Raw genomic sequence first — 24178 nt, forward strand, 5'->3', positions numbered from 1 at the left:
GTGAGTTTAAGCGGCGGGGTTGGGGTGGTCCCCGGCGGTGCGGATCGCGGCGGCGAGCGCCTCGGCCGACTCCGGGACGACCCGGTCGGTGTGCAGCAACACGAAGTCGACGTCACCGAGCGCCGGTAGGCGGTACTGCGGTGGCATCTCGGTCAGTCCGGCTGGGGCCAGCCGCTGGACGAACGGAACCACGCCGAGCCCGCCCAGCGCGGCGGCCGCCAGCCCGTTGAGGCTCGCGCTCGTGCACACCGTGCGCCAGGGACGACGCTGCTCGGCCAGTACCTCCAGCGCCCGTTCCCGGGTGAGGCTGGGCGGCGGGTAGATGATCAGCGGCACCGGCCCGGCCGGGTCGAGCCGAAGGTCGGGCACGCCCAGCCAGACCAGCCGCTCGCGGTAGACCAGCTGGCCGTCGGCCTGGCCGGCGATCCGCTTGGCGAAGACGAGGTCCAGTTCGCCGGACTTCAGCCGCGCGTGCAGCGTCCCGCTCAGTTCGACGGTGAGTTCCAGGTCGACGAGCGGATGCGTCCGACGGAAGTCGCGCAGGATGCGTGGCAGCTGGGTCAGCGCGAGGTCCTGCGAGACGCCGAACCGGAGCCGTCCGCGCAGCTCCGAGCCGGCGAAGTAACCCGCGGCCTGGTCGTGGATCTCGGCCAGCGCCCGGGCGAAACCGAGCATCGCCTCGCCGTCGGCGGTGAGCAGCACGGTGTGGGTGTCGCGCAGGAACAGCGGACGCCCGGTGGCCTGTTCCAGCTTCCGGATGTGCTGGCTGACCGTCGACTGCTGCACGCCCAGGTCGGCGGCGGCGCGGGTGAAGCTGCGGGCCCGGGCGACGGCGAGGAACGAGCGGAGCTGGACCGGGTCGAACATCATCACATTTTATGATCACAGTCAGAGGGGTGATCGCACTTCACGATCAGCGGCGCGTGTCGCACGCTTGGATGGTTGGTCCTTGCGTCTGTTCGGAAGAGGTTCATGTCCGCGCTCCGTCGGTTCCGCCCCGACCCCTACATCGTCGCGTTGCTCTCGACGGTGGCGTTCGCGTCCGTCCTGCCGGCCTCCGGGGTGGTCGAAGACGTACTCGACCAGCTCATCATCGTCGCGATCGGGTTCCTGTTCTTCCTCTACGGGGCGCGGCTCTCGACCGAGACGATGGTCGCAGGCATGCGGCACTGGCGGCTGCACCTGCTCGTGCTGGCGCTCACGTTCGTGCTCTTCCCGGTGTTCGGGCTCGCGTTGCGGCTGCTCCCGGAGGTGGTGCTCGACCCCGAGCTGGCGGCCGGAATATTGTTCCTGTGCCTGCTGCCCTCGACGGTGCAATCATCGATCGCGTTCACATCGGTGGCCAAGGGTAACGTCGCGGCTGCGATCTGTACTGCTTCGCTGTCGAACGTGCTCGGCGTGGTGCTGACGCCGCTGCTGGTCGCGATGCTGCTCTCGTCCGGAGTACACGTTTCCGGGGGCACGGTCGTGAGGATCGTCGTCCAGCTGCTGGTGCCGTTCGCTCTCGGTCAGCTGCTGCGGCCCTGGATCGGCGGGTTCGTCACCAAGCACAAGCAAGTGCTGGGGCTGCTCGACAAGGGCTCGATCCTGCTCGTCGTCTACACCGCGTTCAGCGGCGCGGTCGTGGCCGGCGTGTGGAGCATGCTGAGCGGGTGGGACCTGGCCGCGCTGGCGATCTCGTGCGTGGTGCTGCTGGCGCTGGTGCTGGTCGTGACCTGGTTCGTCGCGTCCCGGCTGCGGTTCTCCCGGGAGGACCGGATCACGATCATGTTCACCGGGTCGACGAAGAGCCTCGCCACCGGCGTGCCGATGGCGACGGTCATCTTCGCCGGCACGGGGGCCGGGCTGGTGATCCTGCCGCTGATGCTGTTCCACCAGCTGCAGCTGATCACGTGTGCGGTGCTCGCCCGCCGCTGGGCCGCCCAGGCCCCGGCGGAGTCGGAGTCGGAGTCGGCGGAGGCCGTGCCGGAACCCGCCGCGCCGCAGCCCGCCGCGCCGTAGCCCGCGCTCGTCAGAGTTTGAAGACGAAGGCGTAGGAGATCGCGCCGGCGGCGACCGCCCCGATGAGCGCGGCCCAGACCGACCAGCCGAACGGGAACGCCAGCAGGCCGAACACCAGCACGGCGGCGACGGCGGGGACGACCCACTTCGGGATCGGCGGGATCGCCGGGCGCGGTTTCTCCGCGGGCCTGGCGTCGATCTCGGGGAGGTAGCCGGTGACGTCGGGGGCCTCCGGGTTCGGGACCGCGTCGCGGGCTGCGGCGTCGCGGGCTTCGAGGTCGGAGGGGGTGGCGTCCGAGGGGTTCGCAGTCATGCCACTGTCGCTACCCGGAGCGGACCCCGCGCACACGAAAGGGCCCGTTACCGGGCCCTTTCGCAGGTGTCAGCGCTCCTCGCGGAACTCGACGTGACGCCCGGCGCGCGGGTCGTACTTCGTCAGCGTGAGCCGGTTGGGGTCGTTCCGCCGGTTCTTCCGCGTGACGTAGGTGTAGCCGGTGCCCGCCGTCGACCGCAGCTTCACCACGGGACGGAGCTCGTTGCCCTTGGCCATGTGGGGCCTCCCTCTTCTCGCGGTTACCATAACGAAAACCATGTTCAAGAATTCCCGGGAATGCCGGCGTGGTCAGTTGGGTTATCCAACCGAGAACGAAGAGAGAGGAACGAAGGCATGAAGCCTGGCATCCACCCCCAGTACCGTCCCGTGGTGTTCCGTGACCGGTCGGCGGACGAGGCGTTCCTGACCCGCTCGACGGTGAGCACCGACCGCACGATCGAGTGGACGGACGGGAACACCTACCCGCTCGTCGAGGTCGACATCTCGTCGGCGAGCCACCCGTTCTACACCGGCAAGCAGCGCATCCTCGACAGCGCCGGCCGCGTGGAGAAGTTCCGGGCGCGGTACGCGAAGAAGAAGTAACCACGAACCACCGATGGCCCCGCGAAAGCGGGGCCATCGTCGTGTCGCGAACCTTTGGCTGATCACCCCCGTGGTCCATCCATGCTCATCCCGCCCGAGATCAGCGCGCGGCTCGACGACGTGCACGCGGTCGTGGTCCAGGGGCCGCCGGGCATCGGCCGGACGTCGCTGCTCCGGCAGGTCGCGGCGACCGCCGACGGGTCGGAGGTGCTGACCGCGGAGGGCGTGGAGACCGAGACCGGCCTCCGGTTCGCCGCGCTGCACCGGCTGCTGATGCCGTTGGCCGACCGGATCCCGTCGCTGCCGAAGCGGCCGGCGGCGACGCTCGCCCGGATGATGGCCGGTGACGCTCCGGCCGGACTACCGCTCGGCGTCGCGGTGCTCGAACTGCTCACCCGGGCGGCGCGAAGACAGCCGGTGCGCTGCTGCGTGGACGACGTCCACCTGGTCGACGACGCCTCCCGGGACGTGCTGGCGTTCGTGGCCCGCCGGATCGCGTCCGAGCCGATCACGATGCTGTTCACGATGCCCGACGACCGGCCGCCGCTGCCCGGTCTGCCGTCGGCCACGCTGCCCGGGGTCGACGCCGTGCAGTTCCTCGCCGGAACGGTCCCCGCCGACGTGGCGGCCGCGATCGGACGCGGGTGCGGTGGCAACCCCCGCGCGATCGAGGAGCTGACGCGCACGCTCTCGGCCGATCAGCGCGACGGCCGCGCCCCGCTCCCGGAGACGCTGCCGCTCTACGGCCGGGTGCGCCGCGAGTACGACGCGCGCCTGGCCCGGTTGCCGGTCGCGGCCCGCCGGCTCCTGCTGCTCGTCGCGGCCGACGAGCAGGTGGACGTCCGCACGCTCGGTCGCGCGGCCGCGGCGGCCGGGGGAGATCTGTCGGCGCTCGCGCCGGCGGAGGCCGCCGGGCTCGTCCACGAGGCCGACGGCTCGATGCGCTTCCGCTTCCCGCTGCTGCGTGGAGCGGTCTACCACGCGGCGTCCGACGACGACCGCCGCGCCGCCCACCGCCTCCTCGCCGACGTGCTCGCCGGTGAACCCGCCGGAGCCGACCTCCGAGCCGAGGCCCGTCGCCACCTCCGCCGGGCCTGGCACCTGGCCGCACTCACCCCACCTCCGCCCGACGGACCGACCGCTGCCGGCCGCACGAAGGCCGACGTCGGAAACGGCGGCGGGAGCGCGGACGGCGAGCGGGGTGCGGTCGCGGAGGAGCTGACGCGGGCGGCGGAGGTCGTTCGCGGGAACGGCGATCACGCGGCGGCCTCCGAGGCGGTCGAACGGGCCGCGGAGCTCACCGCGAACCCGGACGACAAGGCCGAGCACCTGCTCGCGGCGGCCAGGGACGCCTGGCTGGCGGGCCGGCCGCACCGCGCCGGTGTGCTGCTCGCCCGCCTGCGCCCCCCGCACCCGGAGGCCGCGCTACTCGGTTTCCGCGACCTGCTCCGCGGCGAGATCGCGCTGCGGACCGGCACCCCCACCGCCGCCCAGGAGTTGCTGCTCGCCGCGGCCGACCGCCTCGGCGAGCCCCACCGCACCGCCGCGATGATCGCGCTCATCCACGCCAGCGAGGTCGACTTCGTCTCCGGCGACGAACGCCGCTACCTGCGCACCCTGCACCGGGTGATCGCGCTGCGCCGCGGCGACGAGTCCGGCGCCGCCGAGCTGATGTTCGAGTTCTGCACCGGCATGGCCGCGACCTTCGAACGCCGGCACGCCGACGCGGTCGCCCCGCTGCGCCGCGTGCTCGAACTCAGCACCCAGCACCACGACCCGACGTTGCTGAGCTGGGCCGCCCTCACCGCGTGCATCCTCGGCCAGGAGGACACCGCCCTCGGGCTCTCGGTGCGGGCCCGCGCCTCGGCGCAGGTGCGCGGCGAGATCGCGGCCCTGCCCCGCACCTTCGAGCTCAGCACCTACGCCCAGCTCTGGTTGGGACGCCACGCCGGTGCCACGTCCACCGCGGACGAAGGCCTCGCGCTGGCCCGCTCCCTCGGCCAACCGGGCTCGGCGAGTTTCCAGCTGGCGAGCCTCGCGCTGCTCGCGGTGCCCCGGGGCGACGAGCCGACCTGCGTGGTGCGCGCCCGCGCGGCGATCGCCGAGGCCGACGACCGCGGCCCGGGGATGTCGGTGGCGATGGCCCACTGGGCGCTGGGCGCGCTCGATCTCACCGTGGGCCGCACGACCGAAGCGATGGCGAGGCTCCGCGTGCTCGTCACCGCGAGCGGACGGAGCCATCCGTTGGTGAGGATGATGGCCGCGCCGCACTTCGTCGAGGCGGCTCTGCGCTACGGCGACCGTGGGGCCGCGGCCACGGTCGGCGGCCACTTCGACGCCTGGGCGAACGCGACCGGCAGCCCGGCCCCGATGGCGCTCGCGGCCCGGTGCCGGGCGCTCGTCGCGTCCGACCCCGCGGTGGCCGAGGAGAACTACCGGGAGGCGATGCGGCTGCACCGCCTCGGCCGGCACGAGTTCGAACGGGCCCGCACCGAGCTGCTGTACGCCCACGAGCTGCGTCGACGCCGGGGTGCGCCGGCGGCGCGCGAGGTGCTGCACGACGCACTGGACACGTTCCGGCAGCTGGAGGCCGAACCGTGGGTGCGCGCGTGCCAGGGCGAGCTCCGCGCGACCGGCGAGGACGTCCGGCCCGAGCGCGCACACCGCCCCGACCTCACCCCGCAACAGCTGCGGATCGCCCGGTTCGCCGCCCAGGGAGCGACGAACCGGGAGATCGCCGCCCAGCTCTACCTGAGCGTGCGAACCGTGGACCACCACATGCGCAACATCTTCGTCCGCCTCGGCGTCCGGTCCCGGGTCGAGTTGGTCCGCCGCCTCTCCTAGTAAGGCGCGGTGCCCCGGGCGGGGAGTACCCAGTCGGCCACCTCGGGCATGTCCTCCAGGTGTTCGACCACGTACTGCTCGTGCTTGGCCAGCTGCGCCTCGCACCAGGCCTTGAGCTCCGACGCGCCCGGCGGCGTGCGTCGCGCGTTGTTCAGCGCGTCGATCACCAGGTGGTAGCGCGACGCCTTGTTCTTCACGGTCATGTCGAACGGCGTCGTCGTGGTGCCTTCCTCGATGAACCCGCGGACGTGGAACCGGTCGGCGTCCGGGCGTCCGTGCACGACCTGGTGGATCGCTCCCGGGAACCCGTGGAACGCGAAGACGACGTCCACGTGGTCGGTGAACAACTCGCGGAAGAGCATCGGCTCCATGCCGTGCGGGTGGTCCTTGGGCCGCTGGAGCGCCATCAGGTCGACGACGTTCACGACCCGGGTGCGGAAGTGAGGCAGCCGCTCGGTGAGGATCTGGGCCGCCGCGACGGTCTCCATCGTCACGACGTCACCGGCGCAGGCCAGCACGATGTCGGGGTCGCTGGTGCCGTCGTCGTTGCCGGCCCACTCCCAGATCCCGGCACCGCGCGCGCAGTGCTCGATCGCCTCGTCGATCGTCAGATACTGCAGTTGCGGTTGCTTGTCGATGACGATCAAGTTGGTGTAGGACCGCGAGCGGAAGCAGTGGTCGGCCACCGAGAGCAGGCAGTTCGCGTCCGGCGGCAGGTAGATCCGCGACACCGTTCCGCGCTGGGTGAGCACGGTCTGGATCAGGCCGGGGCCCTGGTGGGAGAACCCGTTGTGGTCGTTGCGCCAGGCCGTCGAGGTGAGCAGGATGTTCAGGCTCGGCACCTTCGCCCGCCACGACAGGTGGCTGGCTTCCTCCAGCCACTTGCTGTGCTGGACGGTCTGCGAGGCGCTGACCATCGCGAACGCCTCGTAGGTGCCGAACAGGCCGTGGCGGCCGGTGAGCGTGTAGCCCTCCAGCCAGCCGTGGCAGTTGTGCTCGCTCAATACCTCCATCACCCGGCCCTGATGGCTCAGCGAGATGTCGCTGTCGTAGACCTTTTCGGCCCAGGCCCGGTCGGACACCTCGAACACCGCACCCAGGCGGTTGCTGTTCGTCTCGTCGGGGGAGAACAGCCGGAAGCGGTCGGGGTTGCGGGCGTAGATGTCACGCATCAGCTCGCCGAGCTTGCGTGTCGACTCCGCCCGCGTACCGGCCGGCGCCTCGACGTCGATCGCGTAGTCGCGGAAGTCGGGCAGGTCGAGGTCCCGGGTGAGCAGCCCGCCGTTGGCATGGGGCGTGGCCGACATCCGCAGGTCACCGGCCGGGTTCGCGGCCAGCACGTCAGCGTTCGGCGTCCCGTTCTCGTCGAACAGCTCGTCCGGACGGTACGAGCGCATCCACCGCTCGAGCTGAGCCAGGTGCTCGGGGTTGTCCTTGACGCCGGAGAGCGGAACCTGGTGCGCGCGGAACGTGCCGGCCACCTGTGTGCCGTCGACCACCTCCGGGCCGGTCCAGCCCTTCGGCGTCCGCAACACGATCATCGGCCACCGCGGGCGGGAGCCGTCCCAGCCGCCGTCGCGGGCCGACTCCTGGATCCGCCGGATCGCCGCCCACGCCGTGGCCAGCGCCGCGGCGAAGCCGTGGTGCATCCCCGGCAGGTCGGAGCCTTCGACCTCGATCACGTCGTAGCCGTGGCCGGAGAACAGCTCACGCACCTCGGCCGGGTCCTTGCGGGCGAGCACCGTCGGACCGGAGATCTTCGCGCCGTTGAGGTGCAGCACCGGCAGGACCGCGCCGTCGCGTGCGGGGTTGAGGAACGAGATGCCCTTCCAGGCGCCCTCCAGCGGGCCGGTCTCGGCCTCGCCGTCACCGACGACCGCGAGCGCGAGCAGGTCCGGGTTGTCCATGACCGCGCCGAACGCGTGCACCAGGACGTAACCGAGCTCGCCGCCCTCGTGGATCGACCCCGGCGTGGTGACCGAGACGTGGCTCGGGATACCACCCGGTGCCGAGAACTGGCGGAACAGCCGGTGCAGACCGCTCCCGTCGCGGCCGACGCGCGGATAGACCTCGCTGTAGGTGCCCTCCAGCCAGCCGGCCGCCACCAGCGCGGGGCCACCGTGACCGGGACCGGCCAGGTAGAGCGCCTGCTGACCGGTGATCCGGATCAGGCGCGACAGATGGGCGTAGAGGAACGACAGACCGGGGCTGGTACCCCAGTGCCCGAGCAGCCGGGGCTTGATGTGCTCCGGCCGCAGCGGCTCCCGCAGCAGGGCGTTGTCCTGCAGGTAGATCTGTCCGACGGTCAGATAGTTGTTCGCCCTCCACCACGCGTCGACGCGAGCCAGGTCCGTGTCGTCGAGTTGCCGGACGCGTTCGGCGAGATCGATGGCGGTGGTATCGGTGCCGAGACTCATGACTTGAGGGTTTCGCAGGTGCGGGTCGATAAACAGAGGACTTTGGTCCCTGACCTCTTCCCGCCACCCGGTGTTCAGCTGTGAACCATGGATCAGCTCGACATCGCGCGGTGGCAGTTCGGCATCACCACCGTGTACCACTTCATCTTCGTGCCGATCACGATCGGCCTGTCGGTGCTGGTCGCGATCCTGGAGACCGCGTACGTCCGCACCGGTAAGGAGCACTACAAGCGGGCGACGAAGTTCTGGGGAAAGCTCTTCCTGATCAACTTCGCGCTCGGGGTGGCCACCGGCATCGTCCAGGAGTTCCAGTTCGGGATGGCCTGGAGCGACTACTCCCGCTACGTCGGTGACATCTTCGGCGCGCCGCTGGCCATCGAGGGTCTGCTCGCGTTCTTCCTCGAGTCGACGTTCCTCGGGCTCTGGATCTTCGGCTGGGACAAGCTGCCGAAGGCGATCCACGCGGCCTGCATGTGGGCGGCCTCGATCGGCACCGTGCTCTCCGCGTACTTCATCCTGGCCGCGAACTCGTGGATGCAGCACCCGGTGGGGTACCGGATCAACGCCGAGACCGGGCGGGCGGAACTCGTCGACTTCCCGGCCGTGCTCACGAACTCCACGACGCTCGTCACGTTCCCGCACGTGGTGCTGGCCGCGTTCATGACCGGGGCGGCGTTGATGATCGGCGTCGCGGCCTGGCACCTGGCCCGCGGGCGTCACGCCGACGTCATGCGTCCGTCGCTGAAGCTGGGGGCGTGGTTCCTGCTGGTGGCGTCGATAGGCGTCGTGATCAGCGGGGACGCGCAGGCCAAGATCATGACCGAGCAGCAGCCGATGAAGATGGCCGCGGCCGAGGCGCTGTACGACACGGTGGCGCCGGCGTCGTTCTCGGTGTTCACGATCGGCTCGCTGGACGGCAGGGACGAGGTGTTCAGCATCCGCGTGCCGCGGTTGCTGTCCTATCTGGCCACCGGCCGCTGGGACGGTGAGGTCGAGGGGATCAACGACGTCCAGCGTGACTCCGAGGCCGCCTACGGCCCGGGCGACTACCGGCCCGTCGTTCCGGTCACCTACTGGTCGTTCCGCCTGATGATCGGGTTCGGCCTCCTGGCCCTGGCCGTGTCCGCGGCCCTGTTGGTCTTCCTCCGCAGGCCCCGGCCCTGGCTCTGGAAGGTCGCGGTGTGGGCGATCCCGCTGCCGATCCTCGCGAACTCGTTCGGGTGGATCTTCACCGAGATGGGCCGTCAGCCGTGGGTCGTGCACGGGCTGCTGCGCACCGCCGACGGTGTCTCGCCGAACGTCCCCGCGGCCACGATCGCGACGTCGCTCACCGTCTTCACGCTGCTCTACGGCGCGCTCGCCGTGGTGGAGTTCGGGCTGATGGCGAAGTACGCGAAGGCCGGGCCCGACGAAGCCGCCGCCCCTGACGACGCCGAGCGCCCCGTCGCGTTCGCCTACTGAGGACGTTTCCCGTGGAACTCACCACCGTCTGGTTCCTGCTGATCGCCGTGCTCTGGACCGGCTACTTCTTCCTCGAGGGGTTCGACTTCGGCGTCGGCATGCTGTTACCGATCCTCGGGCGGGACGACACCGAGCGCCGCGTGCTCATCAACACGATCGGCCCGGTCTGGGACGGCAACGAGGTCTGGCTGCTGGTCGCCGGCGGCGCCACGTTCGCCGCGTTCCCCGAGTGGTACGCGACGCTCTTCAGCGGCTTCTACCTGCCGCTGCTGATCATCCTCGTGGCGCTGATCGTCCGCGGTGTCGCGTTCGAGTACCGGGGCAAGCGGGCCTCCGCCCGGTGGAAGCGCGCCTGGGACGTCGGCATCGTCGCCGGCTCGTTCGTGCCCGCGCTGCTGTGGGGCGTCGCGTTCGCGAACATCGTCCGCGGTGTGCCGATCGACGCTCGAGCCGAGTACACCGGCACGTTCTTCACGCTGCTCAACCCGTACGCCCTGCTCGGCGGCCTGGCCACGCTGACGCTGTTCGGTTTGCACGGCACCGTGTTCGTCGCGTTGAAGACCCACGGCGAGATCCGTGAGCGCGCCCGGTCGCTCGCCGTCCGGGTCGCGGCGGCCACGATCGTCATCGGGGCGGCATTCCTGCTCTGGACGCAGGTCACGGTCGGCAAGCCGGTCACCTGGGCCACCGTCGTCGGCGCGGCGGTCGCGTTGGTCGCCACCGTGGTGGCGATCCGGGCCGGCCGGGAGGGCTGGGCGTTCCTGGCCAGCGGCGCCGCGATCGTGCTCGCGGTCGTCACGCTGTTCACCGCGCTGTTCCCGAACGTGATGCCCTCGACCACCGCCGACACCTACAGCCTGACGACGACGAACGCGTCCTCGACGCCGTACACGCTGGAGATCATGACCTGGGTCGCGGCGATCTTCACACCGCTCGTCGTGCTGTACCAGAGCTGGTCGTACTGGGTCTTCCGGAAGCGGATCGGCACCGCCGACATCCCTGTGGCCTGAATTACATCCATGGAATTCGAACCCTCCGAGCCGGGGCCCCGTTCTCTTTCCGTGGACTTGTCGGAGAGAACGCTACGGCTGGAGAACGTCAGGGACGGTGTCTCGTTCGAGGTCCGGCCACGGCGGGTCACCGCGCTGTTCGGCTCCGACGACGCGTCGAACCTGCTGACCGTCGCACTCGGTCTGGTGCGGCCCGAGCAGGGGCGGGTCACGGTCGACGGCGTCGATCTGGACGATCTCGACCCTTCGGCCTGGTGGTCCGAGGTCGCCTGGGTGCCGCGGCGGCCGGCGCTGGTCGCCGGTTCGATCGCGGAGAACATTCGGATGGGGTGGTCGGCGACCGACGCCGAGGTCGCGGACGCGGCGCGTGCGGCCGGTCTCGACGGGACGCTCGACGCGGTGGTCGGCGAGGACACCCGGGCCGACGACCGGCGTCAAAGGATCGGGCTCGCGCGGGTGTTCCTGCGTAACTCCGCCGTCGTGCTGCTCGACGAGCCGACGGCGATGCTCGACGCCGACGGCGAGGAAGCGCTCGCGGTGCTGCGCCGGCTGGTGGCCGGGCGGACCGTGCTGCTGGCCGTGCACCGGCCCGCCCTGCTGGCCATCGCCGACGTCGTCATCGCGGTGCCCGCGCTCGTGCCGGCCTAGGGTCTGTTCCGAACGGGGCCTAGTGCAGCCGGTCGCGCCACTGACGTTCGAACAGCAGCCACTCGCGGGTCCAATCGGCGTCGCGCCGCTCGTCCAGGCGGCCACGGCCCCACTGGTAGAGGCCCCAGATCATCAAACCGAACATGCTGACGCAGCCGAGCACCGTCGCTCCGGCCCGGAACCGCAGGTCGGCGGGTTCGACCGGGGGCCGCACCGGCGCGTAGTCCGCGTCCATCCACACCTCGACCGACGCGCCGCCGAGCGCACCGGCCGGTGCCCCGAACACGTTGCCGGTCCGCATCGTGCCGTCGGGGAGCGTCCAGGTGGCCGGCACGCCGGGCCCCCGCGCGGGCGGCACCGAGCCGACCGGGGTGCGTCCGCCCGGGGTCTCGGAGAGCAGCACGACCGGCACCTGACGCAGGTGCGACCGCACGGCGGTGGCCTCGTCCAGGCCCCGGTGGTAGGTGCCGAGGACGACCAGGAACGAGATCACCGACACCGCGAGGACGGCCAGCGACGAGAGGATTCTGAGCGTGCGCTCCAGCCGATCGACCCGGCGCCGCAGCGGGCTCCTGGTCAGCCCGAGCGACCGCACCGCACGGCGGCCGAGCGTGTACTTCGGCTGGCGCATCGATGGTTCTCCTTGCCGGTGTCCGGACCCTCCGTCAGCTAGACGACGCGAGCGTGGGGTCCCGTTCATTCAGGCGTCGAACGGCACCGTCCAGTGCAGACGCGCGACGTTCGTCAGCGCCTCGCCGCGCAGTCCGCTGGGCCGGTCGACCGGTCGGCCGGACCCCACCGCCAGCGCGGCCTGCCCGGCGAACGCCTGCACCATCCGGACGCCGGCGTCCCCGAACGGCTTCCCGCCGGGCCCGCGAACCACCGCGATCAGGCCGAGCAGGTGCCCACCGGCCACCGGCGGCACGAGTACCGCCGGACCGTCGAACGGGTTCGGAGTCTCCTCGGGGGAGAGGGGGCGGCTCCCGGCGGCCAGCGGGTACCGCGCGCGCTGGGTGTGTCGAGCGCGGCGGCGATCGTCTCGTCGAGCCGGTAACGGTGGCCGGTGACCGGCTCCATCAGCCCGGAGCCTTGGCCGCTCTCGCGGGAGCAGGAGCAGCGCGGAGTCCGCGTGCGCGATCTCGGTGGCCTCGGCCGTGATCAGCGCGGCCGTCCCGGTCGTGTCCGCACCCCGCAGCAGCGCGGCCGTGACGTCGGTGGACGCGGTGAGCCACTGCTCGGGCCGGTGGGTGGTGGGGCGGGCTCAGGTCGCTGGCGATCGACACCACGGCGTCGAGCAGCCGGTGCAGCCGTCCGAGTGGAACGTCGGCCACGATTCGGGACTTTAGCCCGTGTCGGGAACGCGCCGAACGTCCTAGCGTGAAGGGGTGATCAGGGTCTATCTCCTCGACGACCACGAGGTCGTCCGTCGTGGTCTGGCCGCGCTCCTGGAATCCAGCGGTGACATCGAGGTGATCGGGGAGTCCGGCTCCGCACCCGAGGCCACCCGGCGGATCCCCGCGCTGCGCCCGGACGTCGCCGTGCTCGACGCCCGCCTCCCCGACGGCAACGGCATCGACGTCTGCCGTGACGTCCGGTCGGCCGACCCGTCGATCAAAGCCCTGATCCTCACCTCGTACCAGGACGACGAGGCCCTGTTCAGCGCGATCATGGCCGGAGCCGCCGGCTACGTGCTCAAGCAGATCCGCGGCACCGACCTGGTCGACGCGATCCGGCGGGTCGCGGCCGGGCAGAGCCTGCTCGACCCCGCGGTGACCCAGCAGGTGCTCACCCGGATCCGCGACGGCCACGACGACCAGCCGCCGGAGCTGGCCCGGCTCACCGGGCAGGAGCGGCGGATCCTCGAGCTGATCGCGCAGGGGCTGACCAACCGGCAGATCGGCGACGAGATGTTCCTGGCCGAGAAGACGGTCAAGAACTACGTCTCCAGCCTGCTGTCGAAGCTCGGGCTCGAACGCCGCACCCAGGCCGCGATCCTCGCGACCAAGCTGCTCGCGAACTAGCCACCGCGGCAGGCCGGGAGGGGGGAGTTTCGGCCGGCCGCGGTGGAACCCGGTTCGGGTAACTCGGATACGTGCGCACTTGGTTGCGGGTTCACGACTTACCTAGTTACTACACAGGTATGTAGTAATAATGGGAAGTAGTTGAACGCTAAAGGAGATGCGCCGTGCCCACCGAGATCAACGGGCTGCCTGCCCACGTATTACTCGTCCACTTCGTCGTCGTGATGATCCCGATCACCGCGCTGATGCTCGTCGCGAGCGCCTTCTGGCCGAACGCGCGCCACCGCATCGGCGTCGTGCTGCCGATCGCCGCGCTGCTCTCGCTGATCAGCGTCCCGGTCACCGCGAACGCGGGGGACTGGCTCCGGCAGCGGATGGGCGGCGGTAGCCCGCAGGTCGCGCAGCACGCCCACTTCGCCGACCAGCTGCTGCCCTGGACCATCGGCCTGTTCGTGGTGTCGGTCGCGGTCTGGGCCGTGCACCGGTTCGTGCCCGCGGCCCGCTCGGGCTCGAGCAAGACCGCGCTCACCGTCGGGCTGGCCGTGCTGGCGGTGGTCGTCGCGGTCGGATCCGTCTACGCGACGTACCGGGTCGGTGACTCCGGGGCGAAGGCCGCCTGGGACGGCGTGATCGCGGCAGAATAGGTGCTCACGGTGGCAGGAGGTAGCAGTGGACGAGCAGCGGGGCCAGGCGCGGCGGTCGAGCGGATCGCTGGAGCGTGCCGTGCTCGAGGTCCTGGCCAACTCGTCCGGGCCGCTCACGGTCCCGGAGGTCCGGGACGCCCTCTCGGTCGAACTCGCGTACACCACCGTGCAGACCGCACTGGTCCGGCTGCACACCAAGGGCGTGTTAGCGCGGGAGCGCTCCGGCCGGTCGTTCGCGTACCGGCCGGTGGAGACCCCGGAAGCCATGCAGGTGGGCGCCGCCGCCCGGCGGATGCGCAAGATTCTGGACTCCGGCGGCGACCGGCGCGGTGTCCTCGCCCGGTTCGTCGCTGATCTCAGCCACGAGGACGAGGCGATCCTGGCGGACCTGCTGGCCGAGACGGAGCCGGAATGAACTGGGAGACGCTGAACTGGTTCGGGGTGAGCTGCTGGCTGCTCGCGGCGGTACTGCCGTGGGCGGTGGCGGCGATCGTCGGCCTGGCGGCACCGGACCTGGTCCGCCGCGTCCACCCGGCGACGGCCACCTGGAGCCTGACGCTCGTCGCGCTCGGGGTGGCCACCGCGACCGCGATCGGGGCGGGCGCCGCGGCCGTGGCGTTGCTGCGCCCTCTGCTCTGGGAGGCGCCGCTGCCCGACGGCTACGGGCTGCACACGCCCGGCCGGGTCGCGGTCGTGCTGCTCGTCGGGTTGCCGCTGCTCGCCGCCGCCGCGGCGGTGGTCCCGGTCGCCTGGTCGGCGGTCCGTGACCTGCTGGCCGCGAAGGACACCTGGGGCCGCGCGCGCCCGGTCGACGGCGTCCTCATCGTCGACGACCCCGACCCGGAGGCGTACGCGGTGCCCGGCCGGCCGGGGCTGGTCGTGATGCACACCGGCCTGCTCGAGGTGCTGGCGCCGGGCGAGCAGGAGGTCGTGCTCGCCCACGAGCGGTCGCACCTGCGCCGCCGCCACTACGCCCACGTGCTGCTCGTCCGGGTGACCACGTGGTTGAACCCGCTGCTCCGGCCGCTCGTCGCGTCGGTCACCGAGCAGGTCGAACGCTGGGCCGACGAGGACGCCGCCCGCGAGGTGGGGGACCGCACGGTCGCCGCCCGTGCGATCGCGAAGGCCGCGCTGGCCCGGTCGGCCGTCCGGTCGGGGCGGTCGCCGGTGGTGCGCCGCACGCCGCAACCGGTGCTCCGAGCCACCACGGGCGACGCGACCGCCCGCGCCACCGCGCTGATGACACCGCCGCTGCCGGCCGGTCGCCCGCTGCTGGCGCTGGTCATCGTGCTCGCGCTGGCGCTGCCGATCCACTCCGGGTGGGGCGCGCGTGCGGTCGAGAGCCTCTACCGGTCCGCGTGCGCGCAGATCTCGGAGCAGGTCAGGCCAGACGACGGCCGGTGACTCGCTCGGCGCTGATCCGCAGCACGTGATCGCGTTCGTCGCTCGTCCACGACTGCAGCGGCAGTGCCCGGATCCGGGCGCGCTCGGCCTCGTCGGTGACCTCGCTGACCCGTCCGACCACGGTCACGCTCCAGCCGGTTCGGGACGTCTCGTCGACCCGGTCGGCGTGGAACGCCAGCACCGTGCCGTCGCTGACCCGCGCCAGCACCGAGCCGCTCGCGACCGACAACACCACGCTGTCGCCGTCCACCCGGAAGTTCACCGGCAGGATCTCGGGCAGCGCCCGCGCGTTGAACACCACCTGGCCCACCGGCACGCTCGCGAGCAGGGCGAGGCACTCGTGGTGGTCGAGTGCGGCGAGCGCACGGTGGAGAGTGTCCATGGTGACGAGTGTGCGTCGCGCCGGCGGCCCGCCCCAGGGCCGGAAGTCCCGTCCCGGCGAAAGCGAACAGTGGGTGAACAGGACGTGAGCACCCTTACTGCCCCCGGGCAACTCTCGACACGGCGCGTAACACTCGATTCATGGTGGTCATGGCGTGCGAGTTCGGAATCGAGCTTTCGCGGGACTTGGCGCGGGTGCTGCTCCCGCCGCCGGCCGAGCGGTGGTTCCACACCGCCGGAGTGGCCGCCCGCGCGAGACAGCTCGCCTCCGCCGTCGACCAGGAAGACCGCGACCTGCTCGTGGCTGCGGCCTGGTTGCACGACATCGGCTACGCCGACCAGGTCCGCGACACCGGCTTCCACCCGCTCGACGGAGCACGCTACCTCGACCGGTTAGGTCTCCCCAAGCGTCTGACCAGCCTGGTCGCCCATCATTCCGGCGCACGGTTCGTCGCCGAAGCGCGGGGGCTCGGCGCCGCGATGGCCGACTTCCCGGTAGAGGTCTCGCTGGTCTCGGACGCGCTCACCTACGCCGACCAGACCGTCGGCCCGCACGGGCGGCCGTACAGCGTCGACAAGCGCATGGCCGAGATGCTCGGACGGCACGGCCCGGACTCCCCGCAGGCGCGGGCGCACCGGGCTCGCGCCCCGTACCTACGCGGGGTCGCGAGCCGGATGGAGAACGTGTTACGGCTCGTGACTGTCGGTGATCAGTAGAGCCAGCGGTGGCCGTCGATCACGTCCTCGATCGACCGGTCCTGTGCCCAGAGGTGGTCCGAGCGCCGCACGGCCGCGAACGCGCCGGCCAGCTCCGGGCCGAGCACCGCGGCGATGCGCGGGTTCTCCTGCAGCGCGCCGAGTTGTTCGTCGGTGCTGATCGGCAGCCGCCGGATGTTCTGGCTCGAGCGCCGCTCCTCCGGCCAGGTGCCGACGTCCTCCTGGATCGGCTCCGGCAGTTCCAGCTTCTCCTCGATGCCGGCCAGGCCCGCGCCGATCACCACGGCCAGTGCCAGGTACGGGTTGGCCGACGCGTCGGACGGCGTGAGCTCGATGTTGGCGTGCGACGGGCCGAGCATCGAGGTCGACGGCAGGAAGCGCAGCGGAGCCTCCCGGTTCCCGATCCCCCAGAACGCGTAGGCGCCCGCGAACGCGCTCGGCCGCAGCCGGGTCAGCGACGGGACGCTCGGAGCGCTCACGGCGGCGATGGCCGGCAGGTCGCGGAGCAGCCCGGCCAGGTAGCCCGCGCCCTCCTCGGAGAGGCCGTGCGGACCGTCGCCGTTCATCAGCAGGTTCTTGTTCCGCCGCCACGGCGAGCTGTGCAGCCGCCAGACGTTGCCGATCCCCGCGACGTCGACCACCGGCGCGAAGCTGGCCCGCAGCCCCTGGGCACGGGCGGCCGCGTGGATGGTCTGCCGGGCGAGCATCTGGCGGTCGGCCGCACTGACCGGGTCGGTCGCGGTGATCGTGACCTTCAACCGGGACTGGCCGTGCTCGGCGTGCAGCTGCCCCACCGGGACGCCGTCGGCGTTGAGATCGGAGAGCAGTTGGGCGACGAACTCGTCGACCCGGAGCAGCGCGGTGGGGCTGTACGCGGGTCCGCGGTGCGCGGGGGTGAGCTCGGCGTCCTTGCAGAGGTAGAACTCGAGTTCGTAGCCGGCGCGGACGGCGATCCCGGCGTCCTGGGCGCGTTCCACCTGTCGTTCCAGCACCGAGCGCTGGTCGTAGGGCGTGGGGAGGCCGTCGGCGCCGAGCTGGCGGCCCGGGGCCCAGGCGAACGCCGGCTGGCCCTTGAGCCGCACCAGGCGGTCGATGACCGGCACCAGCCGCACCTCACCGGAGGGTGTGGACAGGTCCTGGTGGGAGAACGTGGTGCCGTCGTGGGAGTCGAGGACCGCGAACAGCGACGTGAGGCCGACGCCGTAGCGGGAGCAGCTGGCCAGCTGGTCGATCGGCACGATCTGGGACCGCGGGATGCCGTTGTTGTCCGCCCACACGATCGTCACGCCGATCACACCGGCGTTCGCGAGCTCCTCGGCGGCACGCGCCCAGAGCTCCTCCGGGGTCGGGATGGCCGGGGGGCTCATGGTGCTGAGAGCCATGCTCACTCCTCGCTTGCCGCCGATAACCGCCTAAAAAACCCAAAACTTAAGAAAACAGTAGTACGGGACAAGCTCGGACAGTCAAGCGAGGTTCCCGGTTTTCCGGGTTAGGCTGCCCTTAGTAGCGAGCAGAGAGAGGTTCCGGATGACCCAGCCCCGCCGGAAGCGGTCGATTCGATCGGCGACCGTGTTGCGAACCGAGCAGCTCACCCCGCACATGGTCCGGGTGGTGCTCGGCGGCGAGGGACTCGCCGAGTTCCCGGCCGGCGAGTTCAGCGACCATTACGTCAAGCTGATGTTCCCGCAGGACGGCGTCGACTACCCCGAGCCGTTCGACATGGACGTGGTGCGCGAGACGCTCCCGCGCGAGACCTGGCCGCGGGTACGCACCTACACCGTCCGCAGCTGGGACGCCGAGACCGGCGAGCTGGCGATCGACTTCGTCGTGCACGGTGACGAAGGCGTGGCCGGTCCGTGGGCCGCCGCGGCGAAACCCGGCGACCGGCTGCTGTTCATGGGCCCCGGCGGAGCGTACGTGCCGACCGAGGACGCCGACTGGCACCTCCTGGTCGGCGACGAGGCCGCGCTACCGGCGATCGCCGCGTCGCTCGAGCGGGTGCCGGCCGGGAAACCCGCGTACGCGTTCATCGAGGTCGCCGGGCCGGAGGAAGAGCAGAAACTCGGTACCGACGCCGACGCGCACGTCGTCTGGCTGCACCGCGGTGACCGGCCGGTCGGCGACGCGCTGGTCGAGGCGGTACGCGCCCTCGAGTTCCCCGCCGGTGCGCCGCTGGCGTTCGTGCACGGTGAGGCCAACTTCGTCAAGGAGCTGCGCCGGTACCTCCGCGTCGAGCGGGGCGTCGAGCGGGAGCAGCTGTCGATCTCCGGCTACTGGCGCCGCGGGCGCGACGAGGACGGCTGGCAGTCCTCGAAGGCCGAGTTCAACGCGCGGATCGAGGAGGAGGAAGCCCAGGCGCTTGCTACTTCCCCAGGAAAATGACGGTGATCGGCACGTTGCGTGAGTCGAGCGCCATGTCGGCGCCGACCGCGCGGTAGCCGCACCTCAGCGCCCCGCTGGACTGCGCGCGGACGGTCTTGTCGGTGGACTTGGTGAAGCCGACCCGGGCCGCCTCGTTCGGTGACTCGGCGCCGAGCACGATCGCTTCCAGAACGTTGCGCCGGTACCCGGCGGCCCGGGCCCGCTTGCCCGGGTCGCTGTCGTCGGGGCCGATCAGCTTGAGGTAGCCGGTCCGGATCATCGAGGCCAGGTGCGCCCTCGACGCCTTCTGCAGCGTCGCGGAGTAGGTGACCTCGTCGCAGCCCATCGAGGTCAGCGACTTGTTGATCGAGGCCAGCACGGCCCGGTTCGTGGCGTCGCCCGCCGCTGGTGGGCCGACCGGTTTCGACGGCGTCGGCGACCCGGACGGCCGGGCCCCGTCGGGTGTGCCGCCGGGGGCCGCCGGGGCGATCGGCGCCGCCGGGTCCGCGCTCGGCGGTGCGTCGTCGGGCGCGCCGGGACTCGGGGTGGGTGCGTCGAGGGCGGTGCCCTGGGTGTCCGACGGGGAGTCCGACGTGCCGTAGCGGCCGAGTTCACTGGTGAGCAGGGCCCCCAGCACGAGCACGAGCGCGACGAACCCCGCGGCGATCGTGCCCACTCCGGTGAATCTGCGCCGGGACCCGGAATAGATGTCGGGCCGGCTGGCGTGGTTTCCGTACGTCGACCCGAACATTGCTCACCCCTCGACCGGCCGTCGTGTCGAAATCACGGATCTTTGTGCGCAGGGGTTCACATCCGGCCCGGGATTCCCGTTCATTTTTGAGCAGTTGCACGATCACGTGGTCCGAGCGGCGGCTCGCACGAACAGTGAATGAACACACGTTCGCCGAGGTGAATCCGGGTGTCCGGAGCGAGTCCACCGGGTCGGCGGCTACTACGCTTCAAGGGTGTTGACGTCGAAAGACGCCTAGGAGGCGACCGTGTCGTTCCCCACCCACGCCGGGGAGTTCGCGCTCGGCACGTTCGCCCACGTCGGTGGCCGTCCGTTCCCCGGCCTCGTCGTCGACGGGCGGGTGCGTGACGTCTCCGCGCTCGGTCGCACGGTCCGTGACCTGCTCGTCGACTGGGACTCGACGCTCACGTCGCTGCGCCGGCTGGCCGCGGACCCGCGTGGTGACTGGCGGGGCGGCGACACGCTGCTGGTGCTGCCGCCGCTCGAACCGGGGCAGATCCTGCAGAGCGGCGCCAACTACCGGCAGCACGTGATCGACCTGGTCGCCGCGGAACGGGAGGCCGCGAACGGCGCGACGCCGGAGGAGGCCAGAGCCGACGCCGCCGCGATGATGGACGCCAGAGCCGAGAGCGGCACCCCGTACCTGTTCCTCGGCTCGCCGCGGGCGATGTGCGGCGCCTTCGACGACGTCGTGCTGCCCCGGGAAGGCGAGCAGCACGACTGGGAGCTCGAGCTCGCGCTGGTGATCGGCAGGCCCGGCCGGCGCATCCCGCGGTCGGAGGCGATGTCGCACGTCGCGGCGTACACGATGAGCAACGACATCACGACGCGCGACCGGCTCTACCGCCCCGACCTGAAGGCGATCGGCACCGACTGGTTCGTCGCCAAGAATGCGATGACGTTCCTGCCGACCGGCCCGTTCCTGGTGCCGGCGGAGTTCGTCGGTGACCCGATGCGGCTGCGGATCCGCCTCGAGCACAACGGCGTGGTGCGGCAGGACGAGTCGACCAAGGACATGATCTTCGACGTCGCCCGGCTGATCGAGTACGCGTCGACGATCACCGAGCTCCGGCCGGGTGACCTGCTGCTGACCGGCTCACCGGCCGGCAACGGCGCCCACTGGGACGTCTTCCTGAAGCCGGGCGACGTGCTGGAGTGCTCGATCACTGGGCTCGGAGCGCAGCGCAATACCTGCGTCGCTGAGGATTAACACCCATCTCCGGGCTAATCCTTCGGGTCTGTCACCAGGTGTACCACTTCTCCATGGGGATCAACGCGTACATCGGCTGTCCGGATCTGCAGTGCGACTACCGGGTGCGGTTCCACGCCCCGGACGTCACCTCCCCGCCGGATTCGCTCATCGAGGCGTGGACGCAGCTGCTCTGGGTCGAACACCCGCTGCATCCCCGTTCGCTCCCGCGCCACCGGAGCCAGACCGTTCCGGCCCGCCCCACGCATTGAGAGAGCCGGGTCGAGAGGCGTCGCGGTCGGCTTCCAAAATGGCCGGTGGTCGCATACTGTAGACAAAAGCCCACGTCGAGTGGGGAGCGTCCGTGACCCTGGTGGAACCCCACACGAGTACCACGAACTGGTACGAAGCCCGTGCCCGCGCACGGGGGTGCGCAAACCCCCGGCCGGCTGAGACCGTTCCGCTCGGATCGGCGATCGGCCGGGTGCTCGCCGACGCCGTCCACTCGCGAACGATGGTGCCCGGGTTCGACACCGCGGCGATGGACGGGTACGCGGTCGCCGGGAGCGGGCCGTGGCGGATCGCCGGGCGGGTGCTCGCCGGCACGGCCGACCCCGGCCGGGTCGAGGCGGGCGCCGCGGTGGAGATCGCGACCGGTGCCCCGGTCCCCGACGGCACGTCGGCCGTGATCCCGTACGAGGAGACCGCCGTGGCCGGGGGCGTGCTCGAGGCACCGGCGCCCCAGCGGCGGCACATCCGGCGCGCCGGGGAGGACCTGCGCCGCGGCGACGTGCTCGCGGACGCCGGCCGGGAGCTCACCCCCACGTTGTCGGGCCTGCTCGCGCAGGGCGGCGCCGACACGGTCGCGGTGCGGCGCCGGCCGGTGGTGCGGATCGTGGTCACCGGCGACGAGGTCGTCCAGGCCGGGTTGCCGCAGGCCGGGCAGGTGCGCGACGCGCTCGGCCCGATGGTGGTGGCGCTGATCGAGGCGGCCGGAGCGGCCCCACCGTCGCTGGTGCCGGTGCCGGACGAATTCTCGCGGCTGCGCGAGGCGTTGGTCCGGGAGGGACCGGACGTGCTCGTGGTGACCGGTTCCTCATCGGTCGGCCGGGCCGATCACCTGCACGCCGTGCTCGCCGAGCTGGGCGCGGCGTTGCTCGTCGACGGGGTCGCGTGCCGGCCAGGGCATCCTCAGCTGCTGGCGTCGCTGCCTGGTGGGCGGTGGGTGGTCGGGCTCCCTGGTAACCCGTTCGCGGGCCTGGTCGGAGCGCTCACGCTGCTGGTCCCCCTGCTCGACGGCCTGCTCGGCCGGGCGGCCCGGCCGGTGTTCCGGCTTCCGGTGGTGGGAGCGGTGCGTGCGCCGGGTGCGATCACGAGGCTGCAGCCGGTGCGGCTGGGGGACGGGGTGGCGGTGCCGGTCGCCGACGCGGGGCCCGCACGTCTCCGCGCGGCCGCCGACGCCGACGGGGTGGCGGTGCTGGAACCCGGCTGGGAGCCCGGCGCTCTCGCCGAGATCCTGCGGTTCTGACGGCTCAGCGGCGGACCGCGAGGGCGAAGAAGCGCTCCTCCGCGTCGTCGTACCGGGTGAGTTCCCAGCCGGAGCGCGTGGTGGATTCGCGGAGCGGGCCCGCGGACAGTGCCTCGTCGGGACGTAGCTCGCGACCGTGCCTCGCGGCCAACGCGGCCCGGCCGGTCGGGTGGAAGAACGCCAGCCGCCCTCCGCTCCGCGTGACCCGGGCGAACTCGCGCAGCCCGGCGTCCGGATCGGGCAGGTGCATGAGGAGCCCGGCGGCGAAGACGCCGTCGACGGACGCGGAGCCGAACGGGAGGCGGCACGCGTCCGCCAGCACGAGCGGAGCGTGCTCGGCGACGCCGTGGCCCCGGGCCTCGGCCAGCATCTCGGGGGTCAGGTCGAGCCCGAGGACCACGCCGGCGGGCCCGACCGCGGAGCGCAGCGCCGGCAGCGCGCGCCCGGTACCGCACCCGACGTCGACGACGACCCCGCCGGGCCGGAAGCCCGCGTCGCCGACGGCGGCGGAGTAGGCCGGCCGGTCGTCGCCGAACCGGCGGTCCCAGCCGGCGGCCTTCGCGGCGAAGAACGCGCGTGACTCGGTCAGGTGCCAGCGGTCGGCGTTCGCCAGCCGCGTGTCCACGTGCCGGATCACCGGCCAGCCCGGATCACGCAGATCCACGACGACGTCGGCGGCGTCACGCCGCCCGTTCGTGCTGATGCGCACGTCGCCGCGGGTGCCGACGGGCACGCCGGCCGCGGTCAGGCGGGCGGCCAGTTCGTCGGAGCCCTCGACGACCACGGCGGCCCCCGGCGGGACCAACTCCGCCAGCGTGCGCAGCACCGCGCTCCAGCGCTGCTCCTGGGTCTGCGACCAGCTCACGCGTGCACCCTCGCTCGGTATCGGAACACGTGCCGGTACGTCTGCGGCGACACCTCGACCAGCCGCTGGAAATGGTGGCGCAGGTTCGCCGGCGTTCCGAACCCGGCCAGCCTGGCGATCCGCTCGACCGGCTCGTCGGTCGTCTCGAGCAGCTCCTGCGCGCGCCGCACCCGCTGCTCCACCAGCCACTGCAGCGGCGTGGCGCCGAGCGTCGTCCGGAACCGGCGGGCGAACGTCGTCGGGCTCAGGTGCGCCTGCCGGGCCAGGTCGGCCACGGCGAGCGGCTGGTCGAGCCGCTCCTGCGCCCAGGCCAGCACCGCGCTCAGGTCGTCCGGCCGCCGTGGGTCACCCAGCCGCGCGGACAACGGCGTGGGGTGCTGTGCCTGGCTGCCCTGCCGCGGCGGCGCCACCACCATCCGGCGGGCCACCTCGGCCGCCACCGCCGATCCGTGGTCCTGCCGCACGATGTGCAGGCTCAGATCGATTGCCGCCGCGGTGCCCGCGCTGGTCAGGAGTTGCCCGTCGTCGACGTAGAGGACGGTCGGGTCCACCTGCACGCGCGGGAACCGGTGCGCGAAGTCGAGCGCGTTCATCCAGTGCTGGGTCGCCCGCCGCCCGTCGAGCAGCCCGGCCGCCGCCAGGACGTAGCCGCCACCGCAGAACGAGACGATCCGCTTGCCGGCGCCGTAGGCACGGCGCAACGCGTCGAGCAGCGGTTCGGGTGGGTCCAGCTGGGTGCTGCGGTGGATGCCGGGCACCAGCACGGTGTCGGCCGCGACCAGGTCGTCGAGGTCGTACGGAGTGTCCACGCCCAGCCCGGCCGCGGTACGCAGTGGCCCGGCCTCGGCCGCGCAGAGCCGCAGCTCGTACCAGGGGTCGACGATGTCGCTGCGGTCGAGCCCGAAGACCTCGCACGCCACCGCCAGTTCGAAGACGGGCAGCGAGCCGGTCACCGCGACTGCGACGACGTGCGCCTGGCCCATGGCAGGAATTTAGCGCAGTCCGCTGGGATCCGGCCTG

At 71.8% G+C, this 24178-nt stretch carries 26 protein-coding genes; 15 read left to right on the forward strand and 11 right to left on the reverse strand.

The window, feature by feature from the left end:
- Positions 1–6: 6 nt before the first annotated feature.
- Positions 7–867, reverse strand: coding sequence for a LysR family transcriptional regulator (locus CRYAR_RS03775; RefSeq protein ID WP_035860475.1), 861 nt, complete (start codon positions 865–867; stop codon positions 7–9).
- Positions 868–972: 105 nt separating this feature from the next.
- Between CRYAR_RS03775 and CRYAR_RS03780 the strand changes: the two genes are divergently transcribed.
- Positions 973–2001 carry a bile acid:sodium symporter family protein gene (locus tag CRYAR_RS03780; protein WP_035848495.1) on the forward strand — a complete coding sequence of 343 codons (1029 nt, stop codon included), beginning with the start codon at positions 973–975 and terminating at the stop codon, positions 1999–2001.
- 10 nt (positions 2002–2011) lie between these two features.
- Here CRYAR_RS03780 and CRYAR_RS03785 read toward each other — a convergent pair whose 3' ends face one another.
- A complete protein-coding gene (locus CRYAR_RS03785) occupies positions 2012–2314 on the reverse strand; it encodes a hypothetical protein (RefSeq protein ID WP_035848496.1) in 303 nt (100 codons plus the stop codon).
- A gap of 69 nt (positions 2315–2383) precedes the next feature.
- Entirely contained in the window at positions 2384–2551 is a 168-nt protein-coding gene (gene rpmG, locus CRYAR_RS03790; RefSeq protein ID WP_035848498.1) for a 50S ribosomal protein L33, read from the reverse strand.
- 117 nt (positions 2552–2668) lie between these two features.
- Between rpmG and CRYAR_RS03795 the strand changes: the two genes are divergently transcribed.
- Together CRYAR_RS03795 and CRYAR_RS03800 are read left to right on the forward strand one after the other, a co-directional pair.
- The gene (locus tag CRYAR_RS03795) at positions 2669–2917 is read left to right on the forward strand and encodes a type B 50S ribosomal protein L31 (protein WP_035848501.1); all 249 of its coding nucleotides are present in this window, start codon (positions 2669–2671) and stop codon (positions 2915–2917) included.
- Between the two features lie 81 nt (positions 2918–2998).
- Positions 2999–5761: a LuxR C-terminal-related transcriptional regulator gene (locus tag CRYAR_RS03800; RefSeq protein ID WP_051569708.1), complete on the forward strand. Its 2763-nt coding sequence runs from the start codon at positions 2999–3001 to the stop codon at positions 5759–5761.
- Here CRYAR_RS03800 and CRYAR_RS03805 read toward each other — a convergent pair.
- The gene (locus CRYAR_RS03805; RefSeq protein WP_035848503.1) at positions 5758–8178 is read right to left on the reverse strand and encodes a phosphoketolase family protein; all 2421 of its coding nucleotides are present in this window, start codon (positions 8176–8178) and stop codon (positions 5758–5760) included. The genes CRYAR_RS03800 and CRYAR_RS03805 overlap by 4 nt on opposite strands.
- A gap of 87 nt (positions 8179–8265) precedes the next feature.
- On the opposite strand from CRYAR_RS03805, the gene CRYAR_RS03810 reads away from it, so the two are divergent.
- Genes CRYAR_RS03810 through CRYAR_RS03820 form a run of 3 tightly spaced genes read left to right on the forward strand, consistent with a single transcriptional unit; the run spans position 8266 to position 11297 of the window.
- Complete coding sequence (locus CRYAR_RS03810) at positions 8266–9639, forward strand: cytochrome ubiquinol oxidase subunit I (protein ID WP_035848504.1); 1374 nt, start codon at positions 8266–8268, stop codon at positions 9637–9639.
- A gap of 11 nt (positions 9640–9650) precedes the next feature.
- Complete coding sequence (gene cydB / locus CRYAR_RS03815) at positions 9651–10649, forward strand: cytochrome d ubiquinol oxidase subunit II (RefSeq protein ID WP_035848505.1); 999 nt, start codon at positions 9651–9653, stop codon at positions 10647–10649.
- Positions 10650–10700: 51 nt separating this feature from the next.
- Entirely contained in the window at positions 10701–11297 is a 597-nt protein-coding gene (locus tag CRYAR_RS03820) for an ATP-binding cassette domain-containing protein (protein WP_051569709.1), read from the forward strand.
- A 19-nt stretch (positions 11298–11316) separates the two neighbouring features.
- On the opposite strand, the gene CRYAR_RS03825 is transcribed toward CRYAR_RS03820, so the two are convergent.
- Together CRYAR_RS03825 and CRYAR_RS44920 are read right to left on the reverse strand one after the other, a co-directional pair.
- On the reverse strand, positions 11317–11928 hold the full coding sequence (locus tag CRYAR_RS03825) for an Rv1733c family protein (RefSeq protein ID WP_035848506.1): 612 nt from the start codon (positions 11926–11928) through the stop codon (positions 11317–11319).
- 69 nt (positions 11929–11997) lie between these two features.
- On the reverse strand, positions 11998–12495 hold the full coding sequence (locus tag CRYAR_RS44920; RefSeq protein WP_084700039.1) for a GAF domain-containing protein: 498 nt from the start codon (positions 12493–12495) through the stop codon (positions 11998–12000).
- A gap of 187 nt (positions 12496–12682) precedes the next feature.
- On the opposite strand from CRYAR_RS44920, the gene CRYAR_RS03840 reads away from it, so the two are divergent.
- The 4 genes from CRYAR_RS03840 to CRYAR_RS03855 all read left to right on the forward strand — a co-directional run bounded on the left by CRYAR_RS03840 (position 12683) and on the right by CRYAR_RS03855 (position 15366).
- Positions 12683–13318, forward strand: coding sequence for a response regulator (locus tag CRYAR_RS03840; protein ID WP_035848509.1), 636 nt, complete (start codon positions 12683–12685; stop codon positions 13316–13318).
- Between the two features lie 164 nt (positions 13319–13482).
- Positions 13483–13962 (forward strand): DUF2231 domain-containing protein, encoded by a 480-nt coding sequence (locus CRYAR_RS03845; protein ID WP_035848510.1) that lies wholly within the window; start codon positions 13483–13485, stop codon positions 13960–13962.
- 25 nt (positions 13963–13987) lie between these two features.
- Positions 13988–14377 carry a BlaI/MecI/CopY family transcriptional regulator gene (locus tag CRYAR_RS03850; protein ID WP_035848512.1) on the forward strand — a complete coding sequence of 130 codons (390 nt, stop codon included), beginning with the start codon at positions 13988–13990 and terminating at the stop codon, positions 14375–14377.
- Complete coding sequence (locus tag CRYAR_RS03855; protein WP_051569710.1) at positions 14374–15366, forward strand: M56 family metallopeptidase; 993 nt, start codon at positions 14374–14376, stop codon at positions 15364–15366. The genes CRYAR_RS03850 and CRYAR_RS03855 overlap by 4 nt, the downstream gene beginning before the upstream one ends.
- Here CRYAR_RS03855 and CRYAR_RS03860 read toward each other — a convergent pair.
- A complete protein-coding gene (locus CRYAR_RS03860) occupies positions 15344–15748 on the reverse strand; it encodes a pyridoxamine 5'-phosphate oxidase family protein (protein WP_035848513.1) in 405 nt (134 codons plus the stop codon). The genes CRYAR_RS03855 and CRYAR_RS03860 overlap by 23 nt on opposite strands.
- A 140-nt stretch (positions 15749–15888) precedes the next feature.
- On the opposite strand from CRYAR_RS03860, the gene CRYAR_RS03865 reads away from it, so the two are divergent.
- The gene (locus tag CRYAR_RS03865; protein WP_211247250.1) at positions 15889–16464 is read left to right on the forward strand and encodes an HD domain-containing protein; all 576 of its coding nucleotides are present in this window, start codon (positions 15889–15891) and stop codon (positions 16462–16464) included.
- Here CRYAR_RS03865 and CRYAR_RS03870 read toward each other — a convergent pair.
- The gene (locus CRYAR_RS03870; RefSeq protein WP_084700041.1) at positions 16458–17846 is read right to left on the reverse strand and encodes a type I glutamate--ammonia ligase; all 1389 of its coding nucleotides are present in this window, start codon (positions 17844–17846) and stop codon (positions 16458–16460) included. The two genes, CRYAR_RS03865 and CRYAR_RS03870, sit on opposite strands and share 7 nt — an antisense overlap.
- Before the next feature lie 145 nt (positions 17847–17991).
- Here CRYAR_RS03870 and CRYAR_RS03875 point away from each other — a divergent pair, with 145 nt between their 5' ends.
- Entirely contained in the window at positions 17992–18846 is an 855-nt protein-coding gene (locus tag CRYAR_RS03875) for a siderophore-interacting protein (RefSeq protein WP_035848514.1), read from the forward strand.
- Here CRYAR_RS03875 and CRYAR_RS03880 read toward each other — a convergent pair.
- Positions 18827–19501 (reverse strand): CAP domain-containing protein, encoded by a 675-nt coding sequence (locus tag CRYAR_RS03880; protein ID WP_157017325.1) that lies wholly within the window; start codon positions 19499–19501, stop codon positions 18827–18829. The two genes, CRYAR_RS03875 and CRYAR_RS03880, sit on opposite strands and share 20 nt — an antisense overlap.
- Before the next feature lie 322 nt (positions 19502–19823).
- Between CRYAR_RS03880 and CRYAR_RS03885 the strand changes: the two genes are divergently transcribed.
- The 3 genes from CRYAR_RS03885 (at position 19824) to CRYAR_RS03895 (ending at position 22293) form a co-directional block, all read left to right on the forward strand.
- Positions 19824–20786, forward strand: coding sequence for a fumarylacetoacetate hydrolase family protein (locus tag CRYAR_RS03885; protein WP_035848518.1), 963 nt, complete (start codon positions 19824–19826; stop codon positions 20784–20786).
- Between the two features lie 53 nt (positions 20787–20839).
- Positions 20840–21037 carry a hypothetical protein gene (locus CRYAR_RS03890; RefSeq protein ID WP_157017327.1) on the forward strand — a complete coding sequence of 66 codons (198 nt, stop codon included), beginning with the start codon at positions 20840–20842 and terminating at the stop codon, positions 21035–21037.
- A 101-nt stretch (positions 21038–21138) separates the two neighbouring features.
- Complete coding sequence (locus CRYAR_RS03895) at positions 21139–22293, forward strand: molybdopterin molybdotransferase MoeA (RefSeq protein ID WP_051571898.1); 1155 nt, start codon at positions 21139–21141, stop codon at positions 22291–22293.
- A 4-nt stretch (positions 22294–22297) separates the two neighbouring features.
- Here the strand turns inward: CRYAR_RS03895 and CRYAR_RS03900 are convergent, their stop codons facing one another.
- The gene (locus CRYAR_RS03900; RefSeq protein WP_211247252.1) at positions 22298–23158 is read right to left on the reverse strand and encodes a class I SAM-dependent methyltransferase; all 861 of its coding nucleotides are present in this window, start codon (positions 23156–23158) and stop codon (positions 22298–22300) included.
- Positions 23155–24141, reverse strand: a complete 987-nt coding sequence (locus CRYAR_RS03905) for a helix-turn-helix domain-containing protein (protein ID WP_035848521.1) — start codon at positions 24139–24141, stop codon at positions 23155–23157. The genes CRYAR_RS03900 and CRYAR_RS03905 overlap by 4 nt, the downstream gene beginning before the upstream one ends.
- Positions 24142–24178 lie beyond the last annotated feature (37 nt).

Origin of the sequence: Cryptosporangium arvum DSM 44712, from assembly GCF_000585375.1 — a bacterium.
GTDB lineage: Bacteria > Actinomycetota > Actinomycetes > Mycobacteriales > Cryptosporangiaceae > Cryptosporangium > Cryptosporangium arvum.

What these genes read in the sequence shown, in the direction of transcription:
- CRYAR_RS03775 (WP_035860475.1), bottom strand. Translation starts at nt 867, where the DNA reads ATGTTCGACCCGGTCCAGCTCCGCTCGTTCCTCGCCGTCGCCCGGGCC.
- CRYAR_RS03780 (WP_035848495.1), top strand. Translation starts at nt 973, where the DNA reads ATGTCCGCGCTCCGTCGGTTCCGCCCCGACCCCTACATCGTCGCGTTG.
- CRYAR_RS03785 (WP_035848496.1), bottom strand. Translation starts at nt 2,314, where the DNA reads ATGACTGCGAACCCCTCGGACGCCACCCCCTCCGACCTCGAAGCCCGC.
- rpmG (WP_035848498.1), bottom strand. Translation starts at nt 2,551, where the DNA reads ATGGCCAAGGGCAACGAGCTCCGTCCCGTGGTGAAGCTGCGGTCGACG.
- CRYAR_RS03795 (WP_035848501.1), top strand. Translation starts at nt 2,669, where the DNA reads ATGAAGCCTGGCATCCACCCCCAGTACCGTCCCGTGGTGTTCCGTGAC.
- CRYAR_RS03800 (WP_051569708.1), top strand. Translation starts at nt 2,999, where the DNA reads ATGCTCATCCCGCCCGAGATCAGCGCGCGGCTCGACGACGTGCACGCG.
- CRYAR_RS03805 (WP_035848503.1), bottom strand. Translation starts at nt 8,178, where the DNA reads ATGAGTCTCGGCACCGATACCACCGCCATCGATCTCGCCGAACGCGTC.
- CRYAR_RS03810 (WP_035848504.1), top strand. Translation starts at nt 8,266, where the DNA reads ATGGATCAGCTCGACATCGCGCGGTGGCAGTTCGGCATCACCACCGTG.
- CRYAR_RS03825 (WP_035848506.1), bottom strand. Translation starts at nt 11,928, where the DNA reads ATGCGCCAGCCGAAGTACACGCTCGGCCGCCGTGCGGTGCGGTCGCTC.
- CRYAR_RS03855 (WP_051569710.1), top strand. Translation starts at nt 14,374, where the DNA reads ATGAACTGGGAGACGCTGAACTGGTTCGGGGTGAGCTGCTGGCTGCTC.
- CRYAR_RS03860 (WP_035848513.1), bottom strand. Translation starts at nt 15,748, where the DNA reads ATGGACACTCTCCACCGTGCGCTCGCCGCACTCGACCACCACGAGTGC.
- CRYAR_RS03865 (WP_211247250.1), top strand. Translation starts at nt 15,889, where the DNA reads ATGGTGGTCATGGCGTGCGAGTTCGGAATCGAGCTTTCGCGGGACTTG.
- CRYAR_RS03870 (WP_084700041.1), bottom strand. Translation starts at nt 17,846, where the DNA reads ATGGCTCTCAGCACCATGAGCCCCCCGGCCATCCCGACCCCGGAGGAG.
- CRYAR_RS03875 (WP_035848514.1), top strand. Translation starts at nt 17,992, where the DNA reads ATGACCCAGCCCCGCCGGAAGCGGTCGATTCGATCGGCGACCGTGTTG.
- CRYAR_RS03890 (WP_157017327.1), top strand. Translation starts at nt 20,840, where the DNA reads ATGGGGATCAACGCGTACATCGGCTGTCCGGATCTGCAGTGCGACTAC.
- CRYAR_RS03905 (WP_035848521.1), bottom strand. Translation starts at nt 24,141, where the DNA reads ATGGGCCAGGCGCACGTCGTCGCAGTCGCGGTGACCGGCTCGCTGCCC.